Source organism: Brevundimonas sp. EAKA (genome assembly GCF_000698025.1).
Lineage (GTDB): Bacteria > Pseudomonadota > Alphaproteobacteria > Caulobacterales > Caulobacteraceae > Brevundimonas > Brevundimonas mediterranea_A.
The window spans coordinates 12152-35810 of record NZ_JMQR01000013.1 but is presented as its reverse complement, the minus strand read 5'-3'; the positions used below and the strand labels follow the sequence as shown (position 1 = coordinate 35810).

The 23659-nt window shown below is 67.0% G+C and carries 16 protein-coding genes; 11 read left to right on the top strand and 5 right to left on the bottom strand.

Features of this window, described 5'->3' with window-relative positions; genetic code table 11:
- Window positions 1-6: 6 nt before the first annotated feature.
- From ilvC to ER13_RS03460, 9 genes are all read left to right on the top strand, one after another.
- Window positions 7-1020: a ketol-acid reductoisomerase gene (ilvC, locus tag ER13_RS03500; RefSeq protein ID WP_008260071.1), complete on the top strand. Its 1014-nt coding sequence runs from the start codon at window positions 7-9 to the stop codon at window positions 1018-1020.
- A 19-nt stretch (window positions 1021-1039) separates the two neighbouring features.
- On the top strand, window positions 1040-2752 hold the full coding sequence (ilvG, locus tag ER13_RS03495; RefSeq protein WP_035306563.1) for an acetolactate synthase 2 catalytic subunit: 1713 nt from the start codon (window positions 1040-1042) through the stop codon (window positions 2750-2752).
- A 1-nt stretch (window position 2753) separates the two neighbouring features.
- Window positions 2754-3005: an ACT domain-containing protein gene (locus tag ER13_RS03490; RefSeq protein ID WP_008261070.1), complete on the top strand. Its 252-nt coding sequence runs from the start codon at window positions 2754-2756 to the stop codon at window positions 3003-3005.
- Window positions 3005-4252, top strand: coding sequence for a 2-isopropylmalate synthase (locus ER13_RS03485; protein WP_035306561.1), 1248 nt, complete (start codon window positions 3005-3007; stop codon window positions 4250-4252). The genes ER13_RS03490 and ER13_RS03485 overlap by 1 nt, the downstream gene beginning before the upstream one ends.
- Entirely contained in the window at window positions 4245-5702 is a 1458-nt protein-coding gene (leuC, locus tag ER13_RS03480; RefSeq protein ID WP_035306559.1) for a 3-isopropylmalate dehydratase large subunit, read from the top strand. Before ER13_RS03485 ends, leuC begins: the two co-directional genes overlap by 8 nt.
- Window positions 5695-6279 carry a 3-isopropylmalate dehydratase small subunit gene (gene leuD, locus ER13_RS03475; RefSeq protein WP_035306557.1) on the top strand — a complete coding sequence of 195 codons (585 nt, stop codon included), beginning with the start codon at window positions 5695-5697 and terminating at the stop codon, window positions 6277-6279. Before leuC ends, leuD begins: the two co-directional genes overlap by 8 nt.
- Complete coding sequence (gene leuB, locus ER13_RS03470) at window positions 6279-7385, top strand: 3-isopropylmalate dehydrogenase (RefSeq protein ID WP_008264195.1); 1107 nt, start codon at window positions 6279-6281, stop codon at window positions 7383-7385. Before leuD ends, leuB begins: the two co-directional genes overlap by 1 nt.
- Window positions 7386-7600: 215 nt before the next feature.
- A complete protein-coding gene (locus ER13_RS03465; RefSeq protein WP_035306555.1) occupies window positions 7601-8950 on the top strand; it encodes an ammonium transporter in 1350 nt (449 codons plus the stop codon).
- Window positions 8951-9040: 90 nt separating this feature from the next.
- On the top strand, window positions 9041-9736 hold the full coding sequence (locus ER13_RS03460; protein ID WP_008259480.1) for a TorF family putative porin: 696 nt from the start codon (window positions 9041-9043) through the stop codon (window positions 9734-9736).
- Window positions 9737-9788: 52 nt separating this feature from the next.
- Here the strand turns inward: ER13_RS03460 and ER13_RS03455 are convergent, their stop codons facing one another.
- From ER13_RS03455 to ER13_RS03445, 3 genes are all read right to left on the bottom strand, one after another.
- Window positions 9789-12158 (bottom strand): glucan 1,4-alpha-glucosidase, encoded by a 2370-nt coding sequence (locus tag ER13_RS03455; protein ID WP_035306553.1) that lies wholly within the window; start codon window positions 12156-12158, stop codon window positions 9789-9791.
- A 9-nt stretch (window positions 12159-12167) separates the two neighbouring features.
- Complete coding sequence (locus ER13_RS03450) at window positions 12168-13703, bottom strand: MFS transporter (protein WP_035306550.1); 1536 nt, start codon at window positions 13701-13703, stop codon at window positions 12168-12170.
- Window positions 13704-13845: 142 nt separating this feature from the next.
- A complete protein-coding gene (locus ER13_RS03445; RefSeq protein WP_008260821.1) occupies window positions 13846-15909 on the bottom strand; it encodes a glycoside hydrolase family 97 protein in 2064 nt (687 codons plus the stop codon).
- A gap of 103 nt (window positions 15910-16012) precedes the next feature.
- Here ER13_RS03445 and ER13_RS03440 point away from each other — a divergent pair, with 103 nt between their 5' ends.
- Entirely contained in the window at window positions 16013-17026 is a 1014-nt protein-coding gene (locus tag ER13_RS03440; protein WP_008264064.1) for a LacI family DNA-binding transcriptional regulator, read from the top strand.
- Between the two features lie 5 nt (window positions 17027-17031).
- Here ER13_RS03440 and ER13_RS03435 read toward each other — a convergent pair whose 3' ends face one another.
- Window positions 17032-18672 carry an alpha-amylase family glycosyl hydrolase gene (locus ER13_RS03435; protein WP_052004815.1) on the bottom strand — a complete coding sequence of 547 codons (1641 nt, stop codon included), beginning with the start codon at window positions 18670-18672 and terminating at the stop codon, window positions 17032-17034.
- Window positions 18669-20489 (bottom strand): alpha-amylase family glycosyl hydrolase, encoded by a 1821-nt coding sequence (locus ER13_RS03430; protein ID WP_035306548.1) that lies wholly within the window; start codon window positions 20487-20489, stop codon window positions 18669-18671. The genes ER13_RS03435 and ER13_RS03430 overlap by 4 nt, the downstream gene beginning before the upstream one ends.
- Before the next feature lie 285 nt (window positions 20490-20774).
- Here ER13_RS03430 and ER13_RS03425 point away from each other — a divergent pair, with 285 nt between their 5' ends.
- Window positions 20775-23576, top strand: a complete 2802-nt coding sequence (locus ER13_RS03425) for a TonB-dependent receptor (protein ID WP_197019711.1) — start codon at window positions 20775-20777, stop codon at window positions 23574-23576.
- The last annotated feature ends 83 nt before the right edge of the window (window positions 23577-23659 follow it).

The window sequence follows — 23659 nt, the reverse complement described above, 5'->3', positions numbered from 1 at the left end:
ATTCTCATGGCCATCACCATCTACACCAACGAAGACATCAAGCCGGGCGCCATCGCCGGCCAGCGCATCGCCATAATCGGCTATGGCTCGCAAGGCCGCGCCCATGCGCAGAACCTGAAGGACAGCGGCCATGACGTCGTCGCCGGCGTCCGTCACGGCGGCACGGGCTGGAAACACGCCACCGCCGACGGCGTGCCGACCGCCGAACCGGCCGAGGCCGTCAAGGGCGCCGACATCATCGCCATCCTGACCCCGGACATGGTCCAGGGCGACGTCTATCGCGACATCATCGAGCCGAACGCCAAGGAAGGCTCGGCCCTGCTGTTCGCCCACGGCTTCTCGATCATCTACGAGCGCATCACCCCGCGTCCCGACATGGACGTGATCCTGGTCGCGCCCAAGGGACCGGGCGATCTGGTCCGTCGCGAGTTCCAGCGCGGTCGCGGCGTGCCTTCGCTGTTCGCCATTGAGAAGGACGTCACCGGCAAGGCCCGCGACCGGGCCATGGGCTACGCCAAGGGCAACGGCGGCGCGACCGGCGGCCTGCTGGAAACCACCTTCCGCGAAGAGACCGAAACCGATCTGTTCGGCGAACAGGCCGTCCTGTGCGGCGGCGCCAAGGAGCTGGTGATGCAGGGCTTCAACACCCTGGTCGAGGCCGGCTACCAGCCCGAGATCGCCTATTTCGAATGCCTGCACGAGCTGAAGCTGATCGTGGACCTGTTCTACGAAGGCGGCATCTCCAAGATGCACCACTTCATCTCGGAAACCGCCAAATACGGCGCCGTCGCCAGCGGCCCGCGCGTCGTCAATGAAGAGACCAAGGCCCGCATGAAGACCATCCTGGACGAGATCCAGGACGGCACCTTTGCGCGCAACTGGATCGCCGAGAACGAGGCCGGCAAGCCGCAGTACGAAGCCTGGCTGAAGGCGGACCGCGAAAGCCAGATCGAACAGGTCGGCGCCCGTCTGCGCGAGCGCATGGCCTGGCTGAACACCCCCAAGTCCGAAGCGGCCTGAGCCGTAAGCGATAGACCGGATGACCCTGATGACCGCCGCCGCCTTCAAATCCTCAGCCGAGGCCGTCCCCCAATCGGGGGCGCGCCTGCTGGTCTCCACCCTGGAGCGGCTGGGCGTGGAGGTGGTGTTCGGTTATCCGGGCGGCGCCATCATGCCGGTCTATGACGCCCTGGCCGGATCGAAGCTGAAACACATCCTGGTCCGCCACGAGCAGGGCGCGGCCTTCGCCGCCGACGCCTATGCGAGGAAGAGCGGCAAGGTCGGGGTGTGCATGGCCACCTCCGGCCCCGGCGCCACCAATCTGATCACCGGCATCGCCAATGCGCTGATGGATTCCGTGCCGATGGTCTGCATCACCGGCAATGTCGCCCAGGGCTTGATGGGGACCGACGCCTTCCAGGAGATCGACATCCTGGGCGTCACCCTGCCGATCGTGAAACATTCGATCCTGGTCCGGTCCGCCGCCGATGTTCCGGCCGCCATCGAAGAAGCCTTCCATATCGCCGCCTCGGGCCGTCCCGGTCCGGTCCTGGTCGATCTGCCCAAGGACGTGCAGTTCGCCACGACCAGCGACGACTATGGCTTCCACATTCCGAACGACACGCCGCGCATCGACCACGACGCCGTGGCCGCCGCCGAGGCTGCGATCCGGGCCGCGAAGAAGCCGTTGGTCTATATCGGCGGCGGCGTGAAGATCGGCCGCGCGACCGAGGCCCTGCGCGCCTTCGTCGCCGCGACCGGCATCCCCCAGGTCTCGACCCTGAACGCCCTGGGCACCATCCCGACCGATGCGCCTGGCATGCTGGGCATGCTGGGCATGCACGGGACGCGCGCCGCCAATCATGCGGTGCAGGACAGCGACCTGCTGATCGTCGTCGGCGCCCGGTTCGACGACCGCGCCACCGGCAAGCTGGCCGAGTTCGCGCCTAACGCCCGGATCGTCCATTTCGACATCGACGCCTCCGAAGTCGGCAAGCTGCGGGCGGCCAATGTCGCGGTCGTCGGCGAGCTGAAGGACGGGATCGAAGCCCTGACGGCGCGCATGGCCGGCGGCCCGGCCCTGGACATCCAGCCCTGGGTCGACGAGTGCGTCGACGCCGCCCGGACCAGCGCCTATCGCTATGACGCGCCGGGCGAGGGGGTCTACGCCCCGGCCCTGCTGAAAGAAGTGTCCGAAGCGGCGGGCGACGCCTTCGTCGCCGCTTGCGACGTGGGCCAGCACCAGATGTGGGCGGCCATGCACTGCCGCTTCTCCAAGCCCGAGGCCCACATCACCTCGGGCGGCCTGGGCGCCATGGGTTTCGGCCTGCCTGCGGGCATCGGCGCCAAGCTGGCCGATCCGTCCGCGACCGTCGTCACCATCGCCGGCGACGGCGGCTTCATGATGAACATCCAGGAGCTGGCGACGCTGAAGCGTTACGGCATCCCGCTGAAGATCGTGCTGATCGACAATTCCTCGCTGGGCCTGGTGCGCCAGTGGCAGGAACTGTTCTTCGCCGAGAACTATTCCGAGATCGACCTGTCCGACAATCCGGACTTCGTGAAGGTGGCCGAGGCCTTTGGCATCGAGGCCTTCCGTATCGATCGCCGCGATCAGGTGTCGGACGGCATCCAGCGCCTGCTGGCCGCCGACGGCCCCTGCCTGGCCCATGTGGTCATTGATCCCCGAGACAATGTCTGGCCGCTGGTTCCGCCGGGCAAGAGCAACGCCGAAATGATGGAGGGCTCCTGAGATGAGCGACACGATCCACATCCAGATCGACCGTGCGGACGGTTCGCTTCAGCGTCTCATCGGCCTTGTGGAGCGCCGCGGCTTCCACATCGACGGCATGAACATGGCCGACGAAGGGGCGTTCCGCCGCATCTCCCTGACCGTGCGCGGCCGCGACGCCGGCCGGTGCATGGAGAATCTGGGCCGCCAGATCGACCGCCTGTTCGGCGTGCGCCGCATCGGCAACGACATTATTCAATCCGAGGCCGCGTAATGACCGCCGAAAAAGTACGAGTATCCGGCGTATCCCGAACTGAGGAGATCGCCGCCGACCCCAACCGGGTCATCGTCTTCGACACGACGATGCGGGACGGGGAACAGGCGCCCGGCTTCTCCATGAGCGCCCAAGCCAAGGTGAAGATGGCCCAGGTCCTGAAGGACCTGGGCGTCGACGTTATCGAGGCCGGCTTCGCCGCCGCCTCGCCGGGCGACGAAGACTGCATCCGCCGCGTGGCGAGCGAGGTCGAGGGGCCGGTCTTCTGTTCCCTGTCGCGCGCCAATGAAAAGGACATCGACGCCAGCTTCCGGGCTCTGCAGCCGGCGCCCAAGTCGCATCGCCGCTGCCACACCTTCATCGGCACCAGCCCGATCCACCGCACCGCCAAGCTGAAGATGTCGACCAACGAGGTGCTGTCGACGGCCGTGCGCTCGGTCGAATACGCCGCCAGCCTGTTCGATGACGTCGAGTTCTCGGCCGAGGACGCCTTCCGTACGGAGCCCGAATTCCTGGCCGATGTGCTGGAGGCCGCCGCCGACGCCGGCGCCCGGACCCTGAACGTGCCCGACACCGTCGGCTACGCCACCCCGGAAGAGGTGCGCGAGACCTTCCGCGCCCTGGCGGCGCGGATTCACAAGCGCCATCCCCATGTGATCTTCTCGGCCCACTGCCACGACGACCTGGGCATGGCGGTCGCCAACTCCCTGGCCGCCGTCGAGGGCGGTGCGCGTCAGGTCGAGGGCGCGATCAACGGCATCGGTGAACGGGCCGGCAACGCCTCGATCGAAGAGGTCGTCATGGCCCTGAAGGTCCGCGAGGACCGTTACGGCGTCACGACCGGCTCCGACAGCCGCCATCTGGTGCGCGCCTCCAAGATCCTGTGCGAGATCACCGAGACGGTCATCGCCCGCAACAAGTCGGTGGTCGGCATCAACGCTTTCGCCCACGAGGCCGGCATCCACCAGCACGGCATGCTGGCCGACAGCCGCACCTATGAGATCATGCGGCCCCAGGACGTGGGCTTCGAGAGCAGCTGGTTCGTGCTGGGCAAGCATTCGGGCCGTCACGCCATCGCCAAACGCGCCGAGACCATCGGCCGTCCCATTGAGGGCGAGCGTCTGGTCGCGGTGGTCGCCGGCTTCAAGCAGCGCGCCGACCAGATCGGCGAGATCAACGACGCGGAGCTGATCGCCATCATCGACGCCGTGGACGGCGTGTCGGAGACGGTGGCCCAGTATGCCTGATCCAAAAACCCTGTTCGACAAGGTCTGGGACGCCCACGTCGTGCGGAACGAGACGGTCGACACGCCCGGGGTTCTGTATATCGACCTGCACCTGGTCCATGAGGTCACCAGCCCGCAGGCCTTCAGCGAGATCGAGGCGCGCGGCCTGAAGGTGCGCCGCCCCGACCGGACCTACGCGACCCTGGACCATTCGACCCCGACCCTGCCGGCGGGGCTGAACGGGCTGAAACCCTATGTCACCGCCCAGGCCGAGGCCCAGGTGCATCGGCTGGAGAAGAACTGCGCCGCTCATGGGGTGCCGCTGGCGGGCTGGGGCTCCGAAGACCGGGGCGTGGTCCATGTCATGGGGCCGGAGCTGGGCCTGACCCAGCCGGGCATGACCGTGGTCTGCGGTGACAGCCATACCGCCACACACGGCGCCTTCGGGGCTTTGGCCTTCGGCATCGGCACGTCCGAAGTCGGTCATGTGCTGGCGACCCAGTGCCTGTTGCAGCGCAAGGCCAAGGCCATGCGGGTGACGGTGGATGGCCGGCTGCAGCCCGGCGTCTCGGGCAAGGACGTCGCCCTGGCCGTCATCGCCGCCATCGGCTTCGGCGGGGGCACCGGCTATGTCATTGAATACGCGGGCGAGGCGGTGCGGGCGCTGGACATGGAAGGGCGAATGACCCTGTGCAACATGTCCATTGAGGCCGGCGCCCGCGCGGGCATGATCGCCCCGGACCAGACCACCATCGACTGGCTGCGCGGCCGCAAGCATGTCCCCGCCGACTACGAGGCTGCGACGGCCGAATGGCTGAAGCTGGCCACGGATCCGGGCTCGAGCTTCGACAAGGAAGTCGTCATCGACGGCGCCGCCATCCGTCCCATGGCGACCTGGGGCACGACGCCGGACGCCGGAGCCCCCATAGGCGCGCCCGTGCCCCAGCCCCAGTCAGACAGCGACCGCAAGGCCATCGCCTATATGGGCTTCACCCCCGGCGAGGCGACGACCAGCCAGCCGGTGGACGTGGTCTTCATCGGCTCCTGCACCAACGGCCGTCTGCCCGATCTGCGCGCCGCCGCCGAGGTGCTGCGCGGCCGCAAGGTCAAGCCCGGTCTGCGGATGCTGGTGGTGCCGGGTTCCGAGGCCGTGCGGCGCGACGCCGAGGCGGAGGGCCTGCACGAGGTCTTCATCGCCGCCGGGGCCGAATGGCGTATTCCGGGCTGTTCCATGTGTATCGCCATGAACGGGGATTTCGTGGCGCCGGGTCAGTTGGCCGTCTCGACCTCGAACAGGAATTTCGAAGGGCGCCAGGGCAAGGACGCCCGTACCATCCTGGCCAGTCCGGCGACGGCGGCGGCGACGGCTGTGGCCGGGGTGCTGACCGATCCCCGCGTCTATCTGCGGGAGGCGACCGCCCTCAAGCAGTCGAGCGCCGCGCGCGAGACGGTAGGAGCGCAAAATGTCTGAGCCCTTTCAGGTTTTGACCTCCAAGACCGTGACCTTGAGTCAGGCCAATATCGACACCGACCAGATCATCCCCGCGCGCTTCCTGACGACGACGTCGCGCGAGGGGCTGGGCAAGGCGGCCTTTTATGACTGGCGCTATGAGACGGACGGATCGGAGAAGCCCGAGGCCATCCTTAACCGCATCGATCCGGCCGAGCATCGTATCCTGCTAGCGGGCAAGAATTTCGCCTGCGGCTCCTCGCGCGAACACGCCCCCTGGGCCCTGTACGACTATGGGTTCCGGGCGGTGATCTCGACCGAAATCGCTGACATTTTTACATCTAACGCGTTGAAAAACGGCCTGCTGCCCATCGTCGTCAGCCAGGACGTCTGGGACGATCTGGCGTCGCAACCGGACCAGCCGGTCACGATCGACCTCCAGGCCAGCCAGATCCGGCGCGGCAATGCTCAGCCCGTGTCGTTTACGGTCGAATCCTTCGCGCGCGAATGCCTGCTGAACGGGGTGGACACCCTGGGCTGGCTGCAATCAAACCTGCCTGAGATCGAAGCCTACGAGCGTTCGAGAGAGACCGTCTGATGCCCAACACCGCCCCCAAGACCTATAATATCGTCCTGTTGCCCGGCGACGGCGTCGGACCGGAGGTGACGCGCGCCGCGCGCGACGTCCTGGCGGTGATCGGCGACTTCTATGGCCACAGCTTCAACTTCTCCGAACATCTGATCGGCGGCGCCGCCATCGACGAGACGGGCGAGCCCCTGCCAGAGGCGACCCGCGCCGCCTGCGTCGCCGCCGACGCGGTTCTGCTGGGCGCCGTCGGCGGTCCCAAATGGGACGGCGGCAAGCGCCGGCCCGAGGAAGGCCTGTTGGCGATCCGCAAGGCCATGGGCCTGTTCGCCAATCTGCGGCCGCTGCAGGTCTCGCCAGTGATGGCGCACCGTTCGCCGCTGAAGAAGGAGATCGTCGAAGGCGTCGATCTGATCGTCTTCCGCGAACTGACCGGCGGCGTCTATTTCGGCGAGAAGACCCGCACCGCCGACCGCGCCACCGACCTGTGCGAATATACGGTGCCGGAGATCGAGCGCGTCACCCGCGCCGCCTTCCAGACCGCTCGCCAGCGGCGCGGCAAGGTGACCTCGGTCGACAAGGCCAATGTCATGGAGACCAGCCGCCTGTGGCGCGAGGTCGTGACCCGCATCCACGCCGAGGAATTCCCCGAGATCGCGCTGGAGCACGCCCTGGTCGATTCCATGGCCATGCACCTGATCCGCAAACCGCGCGAATATGACGTCATCCTGACCGAGAACATGTTCGGCGACATCCTGTCGGACGAGATCTCGGTGCTGGGCGGTTCGATCGGCCTGCTGCCCTCGGCCTCGCTGGGTACGGAAGGACCGGGCCTGTTCGAGCCGATCCACGGCTCGGCGCCGGACATCGCCGGACAGGATCTGGCCAATCCGGTGGGGACGATCCTGTCGGCGGCCCTTCTGCTGCGCCACAGCCTGAAGCTGGAGGACGAGGCCGATTCCATCGAGGCCGCCGTCGCCGCGGTTCTGGCGGCCGGCGCCGTCACCGCCGACCTAGGCGGCGCCCTGGGCACGCGCGCGGCGACCGAGGCCGTGATCGACGCCATCCGCGCCATCCACTGGGCGGCGGCGCATCGGGTGCAGATGCACTGGGCCTGACCTGATCGGGCTGCGAAATTCGTACCGCGAACATCGTTACCGAGAACACGATTTTGATATTTTAGCCCCGCATGACGCATCGATCATGCGGGGCTTAACTTTTGTTCAATGACCGTTGCAAGAAAGTTGCACCGTTTACGGTCAAGCCCCTTGCGTAAGACGCGATTGCAGTAAAACCTTCGCATCTGCGAGATTGCTAAGGGGGATTTTTGCTCATGTCGCGTGTCTGGAATCGACTTCCGGGAGCCGTCGCGCTCCTGTGTCTGACCATTGGTCTCTTCTATGCGGGCGGGGCCTTCGCCCAGACGCCCGTGGCGGCGCCGGCCCTGCTGGCGCACCAGTCGGTGCTGGAACTGGACGGCGCCGGCACGGCCTGGCTGGGCACCTCGACCGCTCTGGTCCTGTTGATGACCCTGCCGGGTCTGGCCCTGTTCTACGGCGGCATGGTGCGCCGCAAGAACGTCATCGCCACCATCACCCAGTCGGTCGGCGTCTTCGCCGTCGTCTCGCTGGTCTGGTTCATCGCCGGCTACAGCATCGCCTTCGGCGCCAACCCTGACGCCGCGCTTCAGCCCTATGTGGGCGGCCTGGACATGCTGTTCCTGAACGGCGTGACCCTGGGCACGGCGAATACCCTGCTGACCGGCATTCCCGAATATCTGTTCATCGCCTTCCAGATGACCTTCGCCATCATCACCCCGGCCCTGGTCACCGGCGCCTTCGCTGAACGGATGAAATATTCGGGTCTGCTGCTGTTCACGGCCCTGTGGTCGCTGCTGGTCTATTCGCCCATCTGCCACTGGGTCTGGGGCGGCGGCTTCCTGGGCGCCGCCGGCGTGCTGGACTTCGCAGGCGGCGCGGTCGTTCACGTCAACTCGGGCGTCGCGGGGCTGGTCTGCGCCATCTTCCTGGGTCGTCGCAAGGGCTATGGCGCCGAGCCGATCATCGCCCACAACCCGGTGCTGACCATGATCGGCGCCTCGCTGCTGCTGGTCGGCTGGATCGGCTTCAACGCCGGCTCGGCGGGCGCGGCGAACGAACTGATGGGCGTGGCCCTGCTGAACACCGTCCTGGCCGCCGCCGCCGCCGCCCTGACCTGGAAGATCATCGAACTGATCGAGAAGAAGAAGGTCTCGCTGATCGGCATGCTGTCGGGCGTGGTCGCCGGTCTGGTGGCCATCACCCCGGCCGCCGGTTTCGTCGATCCCAAGGGCGCGGTCATCATCGGCCTGATCGCCGGACCGGTCTGCTATATCTCGTCGGTCTGGATCAAGAAGCTGCTGCGCTACGACGACTCGCTTGACGCCTTCGGCATCCATGGCGCCGGCGGTCTGATCGGCGCCCTGCTGACCGGCGTGTTCGCGACCACCGCGATCAACAGCCTGTCGGAAGGCGCTACTGTCGGCGCCCAGGCCTTGGGCCTGGCCTGGACCATCGCCTACAGCGCGGTCGGCACCTTCGTCATCCTCATCATCTGCAAGTTCACCACGGGCCTGCGCGTGAGCGAGGCGGAAGAAGCCGCCGGTCTGGACACCTCGCTGCATGGCGAGAGTCTGGACCACTGACGAAATCGGGACGCGGCTCCGCCGGCCGCGTCCCGTCCGCCGGGCCTGTCCCGGCTCTATAGAAACAAATATAATCAAGGGGATATGACTATGAAGTTTGGGTTCTTCCGTTCCGCCGCTGCGGCCGCTCTCGCCACCGGCCTGATCGGTCTGGCCGCGCCCGCCTCGGCGCAAAGCGACATCGACGTCGCGTTCAACGCCGGTATCGTCACTGACTATGTGTTCCGTGGCTTCAGCCAGACGGGCGAAGATCCGGCCATCCAGGGCGGCGTCGATCTGACGGCCGGCAGTTTCTACGCCGGCGCCTGGGCCTCGAACGTGGACTTCGGCGACGACACCGATGCTGAGTTCGACATCTACGGGGGCTATCGCACCGAAGCGGCCGGCTTCGCCCTCGACTTCGGCGTGATCGGCTATCTGTATGCTGGCACGCCCGACGGAGCCGACTACAACTACGCAGAGTTCAAGGCGGCCGCCTCGCGCGCCGTCGGACCCGCCACGGTCGGCGCCGCCGTCTATTACTCGCCCGACTTCTTCGGGGTCGACGAAGCGGCGACCTATGCAGAAATCAACGGCGCCTTCAGCCCGGCTGACAAATGGACGATCTCGGGCGCTGTCGGCCAGCAATGGCTGGACGTCAGCGACGACTATGTGACTTGGAACGCCGGCGTCGCCTATGCCCTGACCGACAATCTGGCTCTCGACGTGCGCTACTACGACACCGACGTGGACGGCGTGCCTAACGCCGAGGACCGCGTGGTCGGCTCGGTCAAGCTGGTCTTCTGAATCCTAGCACATCGAGTAGGGCCCCGGAGAGCGATCTCCGGGGCCTTTTTCTTTAGCGGGCGTAGCGGCTTTCGACCGGATCGTACCGGTCCCAGACCTTGCCGTCGGCCAGCGACCGCAGCAGCTTCAGATATTCGGCGTGGGTCCAGGCCAGGGGGGTGGCGGAATCCGTATTCTGACCCAGGGTGTAGTCGTGGGCCGTGGGGGCGCCGACCCCGTCCCACACCTGTTCGGCCAGCATCAGGCCGTCGTTGGCGAACCGCTCCATGCCGCGCACATAGGTCTGGCGGATGGCGTCGATGTCGGCGGGCGAGGGCGCGCCGTTCAGGCTGACGCGGGCCAGTTCATAATGGCCGCGCTCGCCCGTGAAAAAGGGCCAGACCCGGCCGCGCTGGCCGGGGCTCATCTCGCCGCCGACGCCATAGTTGGCGCCCGTGACATGGTCTTCGCCATAACCGTCGACGCCGTACCGGCGCCAGCCCGGCGTCTTGTCGCCCTCGGGGCCGAAATCGTAGCGGACACGGTACAGGGGCTCCAGCGACTGGTCGTCATAGACCGGCAGGGTGGAGACGATGTGGGCATCGTTCGCCTTGCGCACGCCGTAGCGGACCAGCTCCAGGAAGCCGCCGTCCACGACCCGATCCTCGGCCGGGGCGATCTGACCGTTGGCGGCGCCGATCGGGGCCTTGTCGTTCGGGTTCTCGTTCTGGGTGATGCGGATGTAGTAGCGACCGTCGCCGAAGTCGCCGTTGGTGGTGAACATCCGGTCTTCGATCTTGGACGCATAGCTGTCGGCGGCGGCCTGGTAGCGGGTCGCGCCCGCCGCGTCGCCCGAGGCCCGGGCCATCTCGGCCGCGACCGTCAGGCCGGCGACCACGGCGGCGGTGCTGGACGGCGAATAGCCCTGCTGCTCTTCCCAGCGTTCCTGCTGGGTGAAGGGCGGCTTGATCTCGGCCTCGTTCCACAACAGCCCGACCTTGCCGCCATCGACCAGGAAGTCGGCGGCCGGCTTCAGCATGGCGGTGTAGTGCTCGGTCATCTCGGCGTCTGACAGCCAGCCCATCTTCCACAGACGATAGCCCAGCATGATCGGCATGGCCGTCTGGTCCAGCTGGACCGCCACCCATTCCAGCTCCCCATCGACATGGGTCTTCTGCAGGAACCAGCCGCCGGCGCCGGTGTTGCCCGGCGTGTCCGGCCCGACCTGGACCTGGGGCAGATAGTTGAAGGCCGCCAGCGGCGTCTCCCTGTCGCCCAGGGCCGCCAGGGCCATGGCCACCTGATAGAAGTCGCGCGGCCAGACCGCCTTGTAGCCGGTCGAGGATTTCGACGCGTCCACCGTGTCGCCCCAGGGATTCGACAGCGACGCGATCAGGGCGCCGGCGTGGGTGCGGTCCTCCTGCACCTTCAGCATCAGGGCCGAGGCATAGGCCAGCTTGCCCCCGTCGGTCGCCTGTTCGGCGATGCGGGGCAGTTCGGTCAGGGAGGCGACATAATCCTCCCAACCCGCACGCTCGCCCTCGCCGTTGAAGCGGGCCAGCACCTCGTCCAGTCCGGTCGCGAAGGCGCCGTCCGCCGCCGCCTGGGCCGCCGCCTCGCTGTCGCCGAAGCCGATGACGAAGTCGCGGCTGAGGCTCTGGCCCATGCGCAGGGTCGGCAGGGCGCCGGTCATCATGGTGTTGCCGGCGGTCTGGCCGGTCGAGGCGTAGGTCCAGTCCAGCTTGCCGTCCTTCAGATCGGTCAGGCCATCCGAGGCGCCGACGAAGCCGACGCTGGCGGCGGCGAAGGCCTCGCTGGGCTTCAGCACCAGGTGCGTGTCTCCCTCCCAGGCGTGGAAGCCTTCGCGTGTGACCTGGCCGCGATCATCGACGCCGGTATTGGCGATGTGCGGCTCGAGCAGCAGATAGGGCGTCGCCTCGCCGCTCAGGGCGGTGATCTGAACCCGCAGCACCAGGGCGTTGCGGTCGGGGTCGGTGAAGATGCGCTTCTCGATCTCGAACCGGCCGGCCTTGTCGCGCGTCGTGACCTTGTAGGCGGGGGACAGCGGGCGCCCCTCGGCGTCCACGTGCAGGTATTCGGTCTTGGCCGTGGTGTCGTCGCCTTCCAGCGCCAGACCATCCGGCGTGACGACGGCGAAGCGAAGCGCCTTGATCTGGGCCTCGTGGATCAGGCCGTACATGGTCTCGGTCAGAACGCCGTCGGCGATCGAGAACCAGACCTTGGACACCGCCCCGGTCTGGCCGCCGTCGCGATATTGGCCGTCGACATAGGCCTCGTAGGACGCGCCGGCGCCGGTCTTGGCGGCGCTGGACCAGGTCGGCAGGTCGCCGGGTGCGCCGGGCGCGACCGACTGTGCGGACGCGGCCGAGGCGACGGCCAGACCGGCGGCGCCGGCGAGGCAAAGGGTTTTGAACTTACGCATGGAGAAGCCTCACGGGTTGGGCGTGGGGGAGGGGGAATGTTCGCGCACCAGCAGGGCGCTCGCCGCCGCCAGCACGAAGGAAACGGCGCCGAGCACCAGGGCCCAGATGGCCTGGCCGTCGAACAGGGTCTTCAGGATCAGGCCCAGGACGGTGGCGGCCAGCAGCTGGGGCACGACGATGAAGATGTTGAAGACGCCCATATAGACGCCCATCTTCCGGTCCGGCACCGCCGCCGACAGGATGGCGTAGGGCATGGAGACGATCGAGGCCCAGGCGAAGCCGACGCCGATCATCGGCAGCCACAGCAGGCCCGGATCGCGGATGACGAAGACCCCGAATAGACCCGCCGCGCCCAGCAGCAGCATCAGGGCGTGGGTCGCCTTTCGGCCGATGCGCGTGGCCAGCACCGGCAGGGTGAAGGCCGCCAGGGCCGCCACGCCGTTATAGACTCCGAACAGCACCCCGACCCAGTCGGCCCCGGCGGCATAGGCGGCCGAGGTCGTGTCGGTCGTGCCGTAGTGGACACGGGTCACGGCGGCGGTGGTGTAGATCCACAGGGAGAACAGGGCGAACCAGCTGAAGAACTGGACGACCGCCAGGCCGCGCATGGTCTCGGGCATGCGGAAGATGTCGTTCAGGATCTCGGTCGCGGCGTTGACGATCTGGCGGCGTTGCATCATGCCGACCGCGATCTGCAGCAGCCCAAAACCGGCGAAGAAGCCGGCCAGGACCAGTAGTTCCTTCTCCAGGTTCAGCGCGCCGATCAGCACGAAGCCCAGACCCCCCAGCACGGCGCAGACCAGGCCCGACGTCATCCAGCCCTGAACGCTGCGCGCCGGCGCCTCGGGTCCGTCGTCGGCGGGCGTACCCAGCGCGTCCTGCTTGGCGCGTTCGAAGGCGGCGATCTGTTCGGGGCTGTATTCTCGGGTGCTCAGCACGGTCCACAGCACGGCCGAGAACAGGCCGGCGGCCCCGACATAGAAGGCGATCTTGACCGACAGGGGCACGACCCCCGCCTCGGCCGTCGAGACCACGCCGAACACGTTCGACAGCAGCCACGGCAGAACCGAGGCGAACACGGCCCCGGCGCCGATGAAGAAGCTCTGCATCGCATAGCCGGCGGTGCGTTGTTCCTCCGGCAGATTGTCGCCGACGAAGGCGCGGAACGGCTCCATGGTGATATTGATCGAGGCGTCCATGATCCAAAGCATGGCTGCGGCGAACCACAGGCCGGGGCTGTTGGGCATGGCGATCAGGGCCAGGGTGGTGGCGATGGCGCCGACCAGGAAATAGGGGCGGCGACGCCCGAACCGGGTCCAGGTCCGGTCGCTGAAATGGCCGATGATCGGCTGAACCAGCAGACCTGTCAGCGGCGCGGCGATCCAGAGGATCGCCAGACTGTCGACCTCGGCGCCCAAGGTCTGGAAGATCCGACTGGTGTTGGCGTTCTGCAGGCCGAAGCCGATCTGGATGCCGAAGAAGCCGACGCACATGTTCCAGATCGCCAGGCCGGACAGGCGCGGGCGGTGGGCAAGAAGGCTCATGCGACGCTCCCCCAACCCGTCATCCTCGGGCTTGACCCGAGGACCGGGCGCCGGTCGGGCTGTGCGTCGCCCCTTCGCATGAGCGGCTGATCATCCGGTCCTCGGGTCAAGCCCGAGGATGACGGGGGAGTATGGGGGTAGATCATCGCCGCCTCCGCCCGACCGGCACGAAGCGGATCGCCTGGCCGCCACCGGGCGCCAGGGCCAGGGTCAGGACGTCGGCCGAAGTGACCTCGCGCTGCTCGATGATGATGGACTCGCGTTTGCCGCGATAGTCGGCGTCCGGCCCGTCGCGGTAGATCTCAGCGCGATAGCGCCGACCGTCGTCCAGGAAGTCGAGATGCGCGGTCAGGACGCGCGGATGCTCGTCGGTGACGGCGCCCAGGGCCCAGACGTCCGACGCCCGATCCTTCCTCGCGATGGCGACGTAATCGCCGATCTCGGCCGCCAGCACCCGGGTCTCGGACCAGTCGACCGGCACGTCCTTGATGAACTGGAACGGGCCGGGATTGGCCTCGTAATTGACCAGCAGGTCGGCCGCCATCTGGATCGGGCTGTAGATGACGACATAGAGGGCCAGCTGCTTGGCCCATGTCGTCTGCACGCCGCCGGGGCTGCGTGTCTCCATGCCGAAGATGCCGGGGGTATAGTCCATCGGTCCGGCCAGCAGGCGGGTGAAGACCAGGTTCGGCTCGTGCTCGGGCGGATTGCCCGGATTGCCCCAGGCCGAATATTCCATGCCGCGCTGGCCCTCGCGGCTGATGATGTTCGGATAGGTGCGGCGCAGGCCGGTGTCCTTGAACGGCTCGTGGGCGTTGATCGCCACCTTGTGCCGGGCGCCCGCCTCGACGACCTTCATATGGTGCTGGGCCATCGCCTGGCTCTCGTGCCAGGCCATGACCATCCGGCCGTCCGGCCCGGCGACGCGCGCCCCTTGCGCGTCCGCCACATAGCCCGTCTTCACCGAATGGACGCCGAGGCGTTCATACAGGGCCATCGCCGGTTCGAGCTGCTGCTCATAGTGGAAGGCGTTGCCGCCCGTCTCGTGGTGGCCAATCAGTTGCACGCCCTTGGACCGGGCGTGGGCGCAGACCGCCTCGATGTCGAAATCCGGATAGGCCTCGGTGAAGCTGAAGTCCGAACCATTGGCGAACCACTGGCCATCCCAACCCTTGTTCCAGCCTTCGACCAGAACCCCGCCGAAGCCGTGCTTGGCTGCGAAGTCGATGTGTTTGATCGCGTTCTCGGTGGTGGCGCCGTGTTTGGGGCCGGAGTTCCAGCTCTTCAGCTCCAGGTGCATCTCCCACCACACGCCGACGTACTTCATCGGCTTGAACCACGACACGTCGCCCAGCCTGTTGGGTTCGTTCAGGTTCAGGATCAGGCTGGACTCGATCAGACCGGCCGCGCTGTCTGACACCTGCAGCGTCCGCCAAGGCGTGTTGAAGGGCGCCTGGCGCACCACGGCGGCGTTGGTCAGGCCGGGCGTCAGCTGGGCCCGGAACTTCGTCTCCTCCGACCGCCGCAGGTTCATCCCGGCGTAGTCGATGCAGGCGGCCTCGTGGATCGAGACGTGCAGCCCCGACTGGCCCTTGACGGTCATCGGCGTCTGGGCGCTGCCGACCGCGCTGATCGGGGTGCGGCTGTAGAGGTATTCCTCGCGGTTCCATTCCCAGGCCGGGCACCAGATGGCCTCGCCGTCCTCGGCCAGGTTGAACTCGGTGATCTCCGATCCGATGCGGACCGTCTTCAGCGCGGCCTGGTCCGGGAATTCGTAGCGGAAGCCCAGGCCGTCGTCATACAGGCGGAACACCACGTCCACGCGGCGTTGCAGGCCGGCGGTCTCGGCGTAGCTGACGCGCCATTCGTTGTAATGGTTGCGGATGAAGCGGCGCTCGCCCCACGGCTGCTCCCAGGTCTCGTCCATGGTCACGGGCTGGCCGGCGGTGATCGCCAGGCCGCGCTCCAGCGCCGGGGCGTCGGTCAGCAGGAAGCCCAGCTTCGACGGCGCGACCACCATCCGCCCCTGACGCAGGACGGCGTACATCGGCCGGCCGTCGTTGTCGGTGAAGGCCTCGACCGTCAGGACGCCGCCGGGCGAGCTGGCGCGGGCGTGGGTCGGCGTGGTCTGCGCGCGAACGCCCGTCGCGCCGAAGGCCAGGATCGAGGCGCCGCCGAGGGCCAGGAAGGATCTGCGCTGCATCATGTGAACTCCGTTACGCCGCCTCTTGCCAACCGCTGCGAACGGTGGCTGAAATGTTTGCAGAAAAATTTGCAGTCAGAACAGGCTGTGCTGGGGACCCGCGACCTTGAGCCGCAAGACCACTCGACTTGAAGACATTGCGCGCCTGGCCGGGGTGTCGGTCGCCACCACCTCGCGGGCGCTGAACGATAGCCCCGCCGTCAATGACCGCACCAAGCAACTGATCTGGAAGCTGGCGAAGGAGCACGACTATCCGTTCCGCCGCTACATGCCTGCGGGCCCGATCGGGGCCCAGGGCACGATCGCCCTTGTGACGCCGCGACCCCAGGGACGGGAGGGCCGGATCTCTGACCCCTTCTTCCTGGAACTGCTGGCCGGAGTGGGCGAGGCGGCGCGCGAACGCGGCTGCGACCTGTTGATGAGCCATATCTCGCCCGCCACCTATGACGAGCTGGCGGCGGCGATGAACACCAGTCGCGCCGACGGCGTGATCTTCCTGGGCCAGTCCAGCCTGCATGGCGCCTTCAACCGGCTGGCGGCGGGCGACCATAGGTTCGTGGTCTGGGGCGCCGACCTGCCGGAACAGGACTATTGCTCCATCGGTTCCGACAACTTCTCGGGCGGTCGTCGAGCGACCGCGCATCTGGCGCGGCTGGGACGCACGCGGATCGTGTTTCTGGGCGACCTTGATCCGCCCGAAGCCATGCAGCGGCACCGGGGCTATCTGGAGGCGCTGGAGACGGCGGGCCTGTCGGTTGACGCCGAATTGATCGTGCCCGCCCATTTCGAGGTCGAATCCGCCGAGGCGGCCGTGGACGCCCTGGTGCGTCGGGGCGTGCGGTTTGACGGCGTGGTGGCCGCGTCCGACCAGATCGCCCTGGGCGCCGTGCGCGCGCTGGAGCATGCCGGACTGACCGTGCCGGGCGACGTCTCGGTGATCGGTTTCGACAATGTGCCCTTCAGCCGCTACTCGCGCCCGGCCCTGTCCACCATCGCCCAGGACACGATGAAGGCGGGCCGGCTGATGGTGTCCAAGCTGCTGGACCATGGGGGCGCGACCGCCGGTCGGTCGGAACGTGTTCCTACCGATCTGATCGTGCGCGAGACCTGTGGCGGCTGACCGGCTCATGCCAGTCTGAAGACCAGGCCGGCGAGCGGGGGCAGGGTGGCGCCGTCGGCCTCGGTCCAGTTGATCGCCTCGATCCGCGTCGCCTCGACGGGCGGACGCCATTCGACCGGATCGTGGCCCAGGTTGAAGACGCACAGAAGCTGTTCCCCACTCCCGCCGCGCTCCCGCCGTTCGAACACCAACAGGTGCGAGGTCTCGATCGGCGCCATGCCGCCGTAGCGGAGGGCCGGATGCTGATGACGCAGCCGGATCATCCGGCGCGCCACCTGCAGGGTCGAGGCCGGATCGGCCTCCTGTGCATCCACCGCCAGCGGCAGATGGCGCGCATCGACCGGCAGCCAGGGCTCGACGGTGGAGAAGCCGGCGTTGGCCTGATCCGCATGCCAGGGCATGGGGGTGCGGGCGCCGTCGCGGCCCAGGGTCTCGGGCCAGTTGGCGATGGCCTCGGGATCGACCAGGCGTTCGAACGGCACCTCGGCCTGGGGCAGGCCCAGTTCCTCGCCCTGATAGACGAAGACGTTCCCGCGCAGGCAGACCAGCAGCAACAGGGCCATCTCGGCGAAGGCCTTGCGGTCCCGCCCCTGGGCCCAGCGCGACACGGCGCGCGGCGCGTCATGGTTCGAGAAGGTCCAGGACGGCCAGCCCTCGCCCTGCTGGTCCGGCCACATGGTCTCGCCCTGGGCGACCAGTTCGCTCTTCAGCGTGTCGGCGTAGAGATACAGGAAGCCATAGGCCGAGTGCAGGCGATCGGTCCCGGCGGTGTATTCCTTCATCTCGCGGTCGGCGTGGTCGCCGCCGACCTCGGCGACGGTGAACCGGCCCTCGTAGCTGTCGGTCAGGGCGCGGATCCGGTTCAGGAAGCCGATGATCTCCGGCTGGCTCTGGTTGTTGATCTTGTCCTGGAAGTCGAACGGCCGGGTGCGTTTCTTGCCGTCGTTGATCGGCGGATTGTCGGTCAGCTTCAGATCGTGGATGGAGAAGTTGATGGCGTCCAGCCGGAAGCCGTCCACCCCCCGGTCCAGCCAGAAGCGCGCGGCCTCGATCAGGGCGTCCTGAACCGCCGGATTGCGCACGTTCAGCTGCGGCTGGGAGGCCAGGAAGTTGTGCATGTAATACTGGCCGCGCCGTGCGTTCCAGGTCCAGGCCGGCCCCCCGAACACCGACTGCCAGTTCGACGGCGGCGATCCGTCCGGCTTGGCGTCGGCCCAGACGTACCAGTCGGCGTGCGGCCCGCTGCGCGACGCGCGGCTGTCCAGGAACCAGGGGTGTTCGTCGGAGGTGTGCGAGAAGACCTGGTCGATCACCACCTTCAGGCCCAGCGCATGAGCGCGGGCTACCAGGGCGTCGAAATCGGCCAGGGTTCCGAAGATCGGATCCACGTCGCAATAGTCGGCGACGTCATAGCCGAAGTCCTTCATCGGCGAGGTGAAGAAGGGCGACAGCCAGATGCCGTCCACGCCCAGCGAGGCGACATGGTCCAGATGCTGGGTGATCCCCTTCAGGTCGCCCACCCCGTCGTCGTTCGCATCGGCGAAACTGCGCGGATAGATCTGGTACAGCACCGCACCCCGCCACCATTCAGTGTGGGCGGTCGCCGGTCGGGCGGCGGTCGCGAGATCGAGGGTGTGGGCGTTCACTGGGGCGTGCTCTTGCAGATCAGATAGTCGAGAGGGGCGATGCGGACGGCGTAGCTGGCTGGGGCCGAAGCCTCGGCCGCGCAGTCGCCGCGAACAGCTTGCCACCGCCGCGAGCCGGGCTCCACCTCGACCTGGACCGTGACTTCGGCGGTCGAGGTGTTGAACAGGACGAGGGTTTCGCCGCCGGCCTCGTCGAGGCGGGATATGGCGAACAGGCGGGGCGCGTCGCCGGCCGCGCGAACGACCTGACGCCCGCGGCGCAGCGCCGGTTCGGCGGCGCGGATCCGGGCCATCTCGGCGATGGCCGTATAGAGAGGGGCTTCGGTCGAATAGGCCGGCTGACGACCGCCGATGGGCTGCTCCGCCGCATAGACAGCCGTCTGGCTGGCGAACATGTCCTGGCGCGAGTTTCCGTAACCGCCGGCGCCGGCGAAGCCCTGTTCGTCGCCGTAATAGAGGGTCGGCACGCCCCGGCTGAACATCATCAGGGCGTGGGCCAGTTTCACCCGGGCCAGGATCTCCGCCTCGCTGGCGTTCGGGTTCGCCTGTTTCACGAAGAAGCCGACCCGGCCCATGTCGTGGTTGCCCAGGAAGGTCGGCAGGATGGCGGCCGTCTCCGCTCCCTTGGCGTAGATGGCGTCGGCGGCGAACAACTTGGCCAGGGCATCGGTCCCCGCCTTGCCCGAGGCGACGTCCACCGCCGTCTTCTGGAACGGGAAATCCAGCACGGCCGGATAGGCGTCCACCCGCGTGAACCGCGCCGTGACCGCCGGGTCAGGGTCATAGACCTCGCCGAAGATGTGGAAGTTCGGGATGCCCTTGGCTTGCGCCCGCTCCAGCATGGCGGGGATGAAGGCCTGCCAGAACTCGGGGTTCACGTGGCGGGCGGTGTCGATGCGGTAGCCGTCGATCCCGTACTTGTCGATCCAGCCGCCGAAGATGTCGATCATGCCCTGGATCACCACCGGATCCTCGGTCAGCAGATCGTCCAGACCGGCGAAGTCCCCGTCCAGCGAGCTTTCGCCCGCAAACGTGCTGTCGCCCCGGTTATGATAGTGGATCGGGTCGTTCAGCCAGGCCGGAACCTTGGCTGTCTCTTCGCCCGTCGGGACATAGGGGCTGTAGGCGTAGTCGGGCCGGGTCAGGCGCGAGAAGTCCCGCCCGTCGAAGCCCTCGTTGATCGCCGCCCCGTCCAGCCCGCCGCGACGGGTGTAGGGATAGTCGGCCCGGCTGCGGTATTCGCACGGCCGGTCGGGACACTCGCGATAGCGGATCACGTCGGCCGTGTGGTTGGCGACGATGTCCAGATAGACCTTCATGCCCCGCGCATGGGCCGCATCGACCAGGGCGCGCATCGCCGCCTCGTCGCCGAAATGCGGATCGACGGCCGTGAAGTCGGTGATCCAGTAACCGTGATGCGCCGCGCCCGTGTAGTTCCCGTGGGTCTGGACCGGCTTGTTCTTGAAGACGGGCGCCAGCCACACGGCGGTGGCGCCCAGGCCCTGGATATAGTCCAGCCTCTGGGTCACGCCGGCCAGATCGCCGCCGTGGTAGAAATCGGTGTCGGACGGGTCGAAGCCGCTCTTGAGCCGCTCGGGCGCATAGCCGCCGTGGTCGTTCGAGGGATCGCCGTTGGCGAACCGGTCGGGCAGCAGGAAGTAGATGACCTCATCCTGGGGCGGGCGCTGGCGCAGGGCGGTCAGGACGTCCGGCGTGGCCGACTGGGCCTGGACGGGCAGGGGGGAAGTCGAGGCGAACAGCGCCGCCGCCGCGATCATGGCGCGCGCCGGGGTCTTCCATTGTCGGGCGAGGGTCATCCTGTCGTTCTCCCTGTCCAGAAAGTGCAAAGCCTTCCAGATCGATTTGCAAGATTTTGCAGTCCAGGCGGCCCCTGTCAACGCGGATTAGAATGCTGCATTGCAGCAAGTAGTCGGCATGACTCTCCCGCAACGCTAAGGTTTACGGGCTGTTTGCGGTGGTTCTGGTGCGGCGAAATTACGCCCCTCGCATTAACTGCTTGCAAGAATGCCAGATGTTTGCATATTTTTGCGAAGGCTTCGGCTGCGACATTCAGAATCGCGGCAGCCCCAGGGAGGATGACAATGTCTCAACGTCTTAATCGGCGCGTGCGCCTGCTGTCGGGCGCCGCATTCGGCGCCGCCGCGCTCGTGGCCGTCAGCAGCGCCCAGGCGCAATCCGCCGCGGCGACGACCCAGGCCGACGAACAGCCTGCGGAAGTCGGCGAAATCGTCGTCACCGGCATTCGTCGCGCCATCGAAGCCTCGATCTCGGCCAAGGCCAACAATACCTCTATCGTGGAAGTCATTTCGGCCGAGGACATCGGCAAGCTTCCCGACGTCTCCATCGCCGAATCCCTGGCCCGCCTGCCGGGCGTGACCTCGCAGCGCCTCGACGGCCGCAGCCAGGCCATCTCGATCCGCGGCCTCGGCCCCGACTTCACCACCGCCCTGCTGAACGGCCGCGAGTTGGTCACGACCGGCGACAACCGCGGTGTCGAGTTCGACCAGTTCCCCTCGGAACTGCTGGGCAGCGTCGTGGTCTACAAGACCCCGGATTCGGCCCTGATCGGCCAGGGCCTGGCCGGCACCGTCGACCTGCGCACCGTCCGGCCCCTGGCCTATGGCCGTCAGGCCATCGCCGTGAACTATCGCCACGAATGGAACGACATCGGCGCCCTGAACTCGGGCACGACCGACAGCGGCGACCGCTACACCCTCTCCTACATCGACCAGTTCATGGACGGGACCCTGGGCGTCGCTCTGGGCTACGCCCACATGAGCTCGCCCTATCAGTCCGAGCGGTTCAACAGCTGGGGCTATCCGACCTATAGCGACGGCAATCTGCTGACCGGCGGCGTCAAACCCTATGTCATGTCGTCGGAGCTGGAGCGCGACGGTTATATGGGCGTGCTGGAATGGCGTCCGAACGACCGCATCCACTCGACGATCGACGCCTTCTATTCCGAGTTCAAGAACACCCAGGTTCTGCGTGGCATCGAGTTCCCGCTGGCTTGGGGCGGTTCGGCCGGGGACTGCACCGTGAACGTGCCGTCGGCGCTCTGCCGCCCGGCGCCGTCGCTGCGCCCCGGATACACAGTCGAAGACGGCATGATCGTCGCCGGCACCTGGGACAACATCAAGGGCGTCGTCCGCAACGACCTGAACAAGCGCGACAGCAACATCACGGCCCTGGGCTGGAACACCGAGTTCGTCGCCAACGACGACTGGACCCTGGGTCTGGACGTCAACTATTCGAAGGTCGAGCGGAACGACATCATCCTGGAAACCAACGCCGGGACGGGCCGCAACATCAATGGGGCGCTGGACACTCTGGGCTTCGAACTGACCGATGACGGCGTCACCCGCTTCACCAGCCAGCTAGACTACGCCGATTCGACCCTGATCCGCATTACCTCGGCCCAGGGCTGGGGCTCGGACGTCATTCCCGGCGGCCAGGTCGGCTATATGAACACCCCGTCCATCGAGGACGAGATCAAGGCCGCCCGTCTCACCGCAAACCGCACCCTGCACCAGAGCCCGTTCAAGTCGATCGACTTCGGCGTGAACTACTCGGAACGCAGCAAGAGCTTCGTCAACGACCAGTATTACATCGGCGTCCCCGGCGGCGGCGACCTGTTCGTTCCGTCGGAATACCTGCTGGATCCGACCGACCTGGGCTACCTCGGCATCTCGCAGGTGCTCAGCTACGACGCCCTGGGCGTAGTCAACAGTGGTCTGCTGGATCTGGTGCGCAATCCCAACGCCGACGTCGCCGCCGGCAACTGGGAAGTGACGGAAAAGGTCTCGACCGCCTATGTCCGCGCCAACATCGACCACGATCTGTTCGGCCTGCCGCTGACCGGCAACGTCGGCATGCAGTTCGTCTACACCGATCAGAGCTCGACCGGCTTCTCGGCGCGTCAGGTCGGTCCCGGCGTGTCGGAAACCGTCGCCGTCAGTGGCGGCGTCGAATATCTGGAAATCCTGCCCAGCTCGAACTTCATCCTGGAAGTCGGCGACGACGTGTTCGCCCGTTTCGCGGTCGCCCGCACCCTGGCGCGCCCGCGCATGGACGACATGCGCGCTTCACGAAACTACAGCTACAACACGAGCCTGAACCAGTCGACGGACGTCAATCGTTCGCCGTGGAGCGGCGGTGGCGGCAATCCGGAGCTCAAGCCCTATATCGCCGACGTGGTCGATGTTTCGTTCGAGAAATATTTCGCCAACCGCAAGGGCTATGTCTCGCTGGCCGCCTTCTACAAGCACCTCGAGACCTATGTTTACAATCGGAACCAGATCTTCGACTTCACCGGCTATCCGATCGGCCTGATCACGCCGACCAATCCCGAGCCTGCGCTGCGTCAAGGTCTGGTTGGTGCGCCGGACAACGGCGAAGGCGGCTGGATCCAGGGTCTGGAGTTTGCGATCTCCGCGCCCTTCGACATCATCCATCCGGCCCTGGAAGGCTTCGGCGGCCTGTTCAGCGCGTCACAGACGGACAGCGAGGTTCAGCCGGATCCGACCCAGGCCCCGACCACCATGCCGGGCCTGTCGGAAACCGTCATGAACGGCACGCTCTATTATGAGCGCTACGGCTTCCAGGGGCGTGTCTCGGCGCGCTACCGGTCCGATTATCTGGGCGAGGTCGCCGGCTTCGGCAACGGCCGCACCCTGCGCTCGGTCGCAGCGGAAACCGTCGTGGACGCCCAGGTCGGCTACGAGTTCCAGTCGGGTCCGCTGGAAGGCCTGTCCATCCTGGCCCAGGTCAACAACCTGACCGACGAGCCGTTCAAGACCTTCGAGAACGGCGATGAGCGCCGGACCATCGATTATCAGAGCTACGGCCGGACCTTCGCGGTGGGCATGAACTACCGCTTCTGATTTCTCCCCTGAGCAAACTTGGGCCGCCCCGGAAACGAGGCGGCCCTTTCTTTTTGGCCCTGGCCTATCGCCCCCGCCGCTGG

Coding starts and splice junctions, on each gene's coding strand:
- leuB (WP_008264195.1), top strand. CDS start 6,279: ATGCCCAACACCGCCCCCAAGACCTATAATATCGTCCTGTTGCCCGGC.
- leuC (WP_035306559.1), top strand. CDS start 4,245: ATGCCTGATCCAAAAACCCTGTTCGACAAGGTCTGGGACGCCCACGTC.
- ER13_RS03450 (WP_035306550.1), bottom strand. CDS start 13,703: ATGAGCCTTCTTGCCCACCGCCCGCGCCTGTCCGGCCTGGCGATCTGG.
- ER13_RS03485 (WP_035306561.1), top strand. CDS start 3,005: ATGACCGCCGAAAAAGTACGAGTATCCGGCGTATCCCGAACTGAGGAG.
- leuD (WP_035306557.1), top strand. CDS start 5,695: ATGTCTGAGCCCTTTCAGGTTTTGACCTCCAAGACCGTGACCTTGAGT.
- ER13_RS03455 (WP_035306553.1), bottom strand. CDS start 12,158: ATGCGTAAGTTCAAAACCCTTTGCCTCGCCGGCGCCGCCGGTCTGGCC.
- ER13_RS03445 (WP_008260821.1), bottom strand. CDS start 15,909: ATGATGCAGCGCAGATCCTTCCTGGCCCTCGGCGGCGCCTCGATCCTG.
- ER13_RS03490 (WP_008261070.1), top strand. CDS start 2,754: ATGAGCGACACGATCCACATCCAGATCGACCGTGCGGACGGTTCGCTT.
- ER13_RS03425 (WP_197019711.1), top strand. CDS start 20,775: ATGTCTCAACGTCTTAATCGGCGCGTGCGCCTGCTGTCGGGCGCCGCA.
- ER13_RS03465 (WP_035306555.1), top strand. CDS start 7,601: ATGTCGCGTGTCTGGAATCGACTTCCGGGAGCCGTCGCGCTCCTGTGT.
- ilvG (WP_035306563.1), top strand. CDS start 1,040: ATGACCCTGATGACCGCCGCCGCCTTCAAATCCTCAGCCGAGGCCGTC.
- ER13_RS03430 (WP_035306548.1), bottom strand. CDS start 20,489: ATGACCCTCGCCCGACAATGGAAGACCCCGGCGCGCGCCATGATCGCG.
- ilvC (WP_008260071.1), top strand. CDS start 7: ATGGCCATCACCATCTACACCAACGAAGACATCAAGCCGGGCGCCATC.
- ER13_RS03460 (WP_008259480.1), top strand. CDS start 9,041: ATGAAGTTTGGGTTCTTCCGTTCCGCCGCTGCGGCCGCTCTCGCCACC.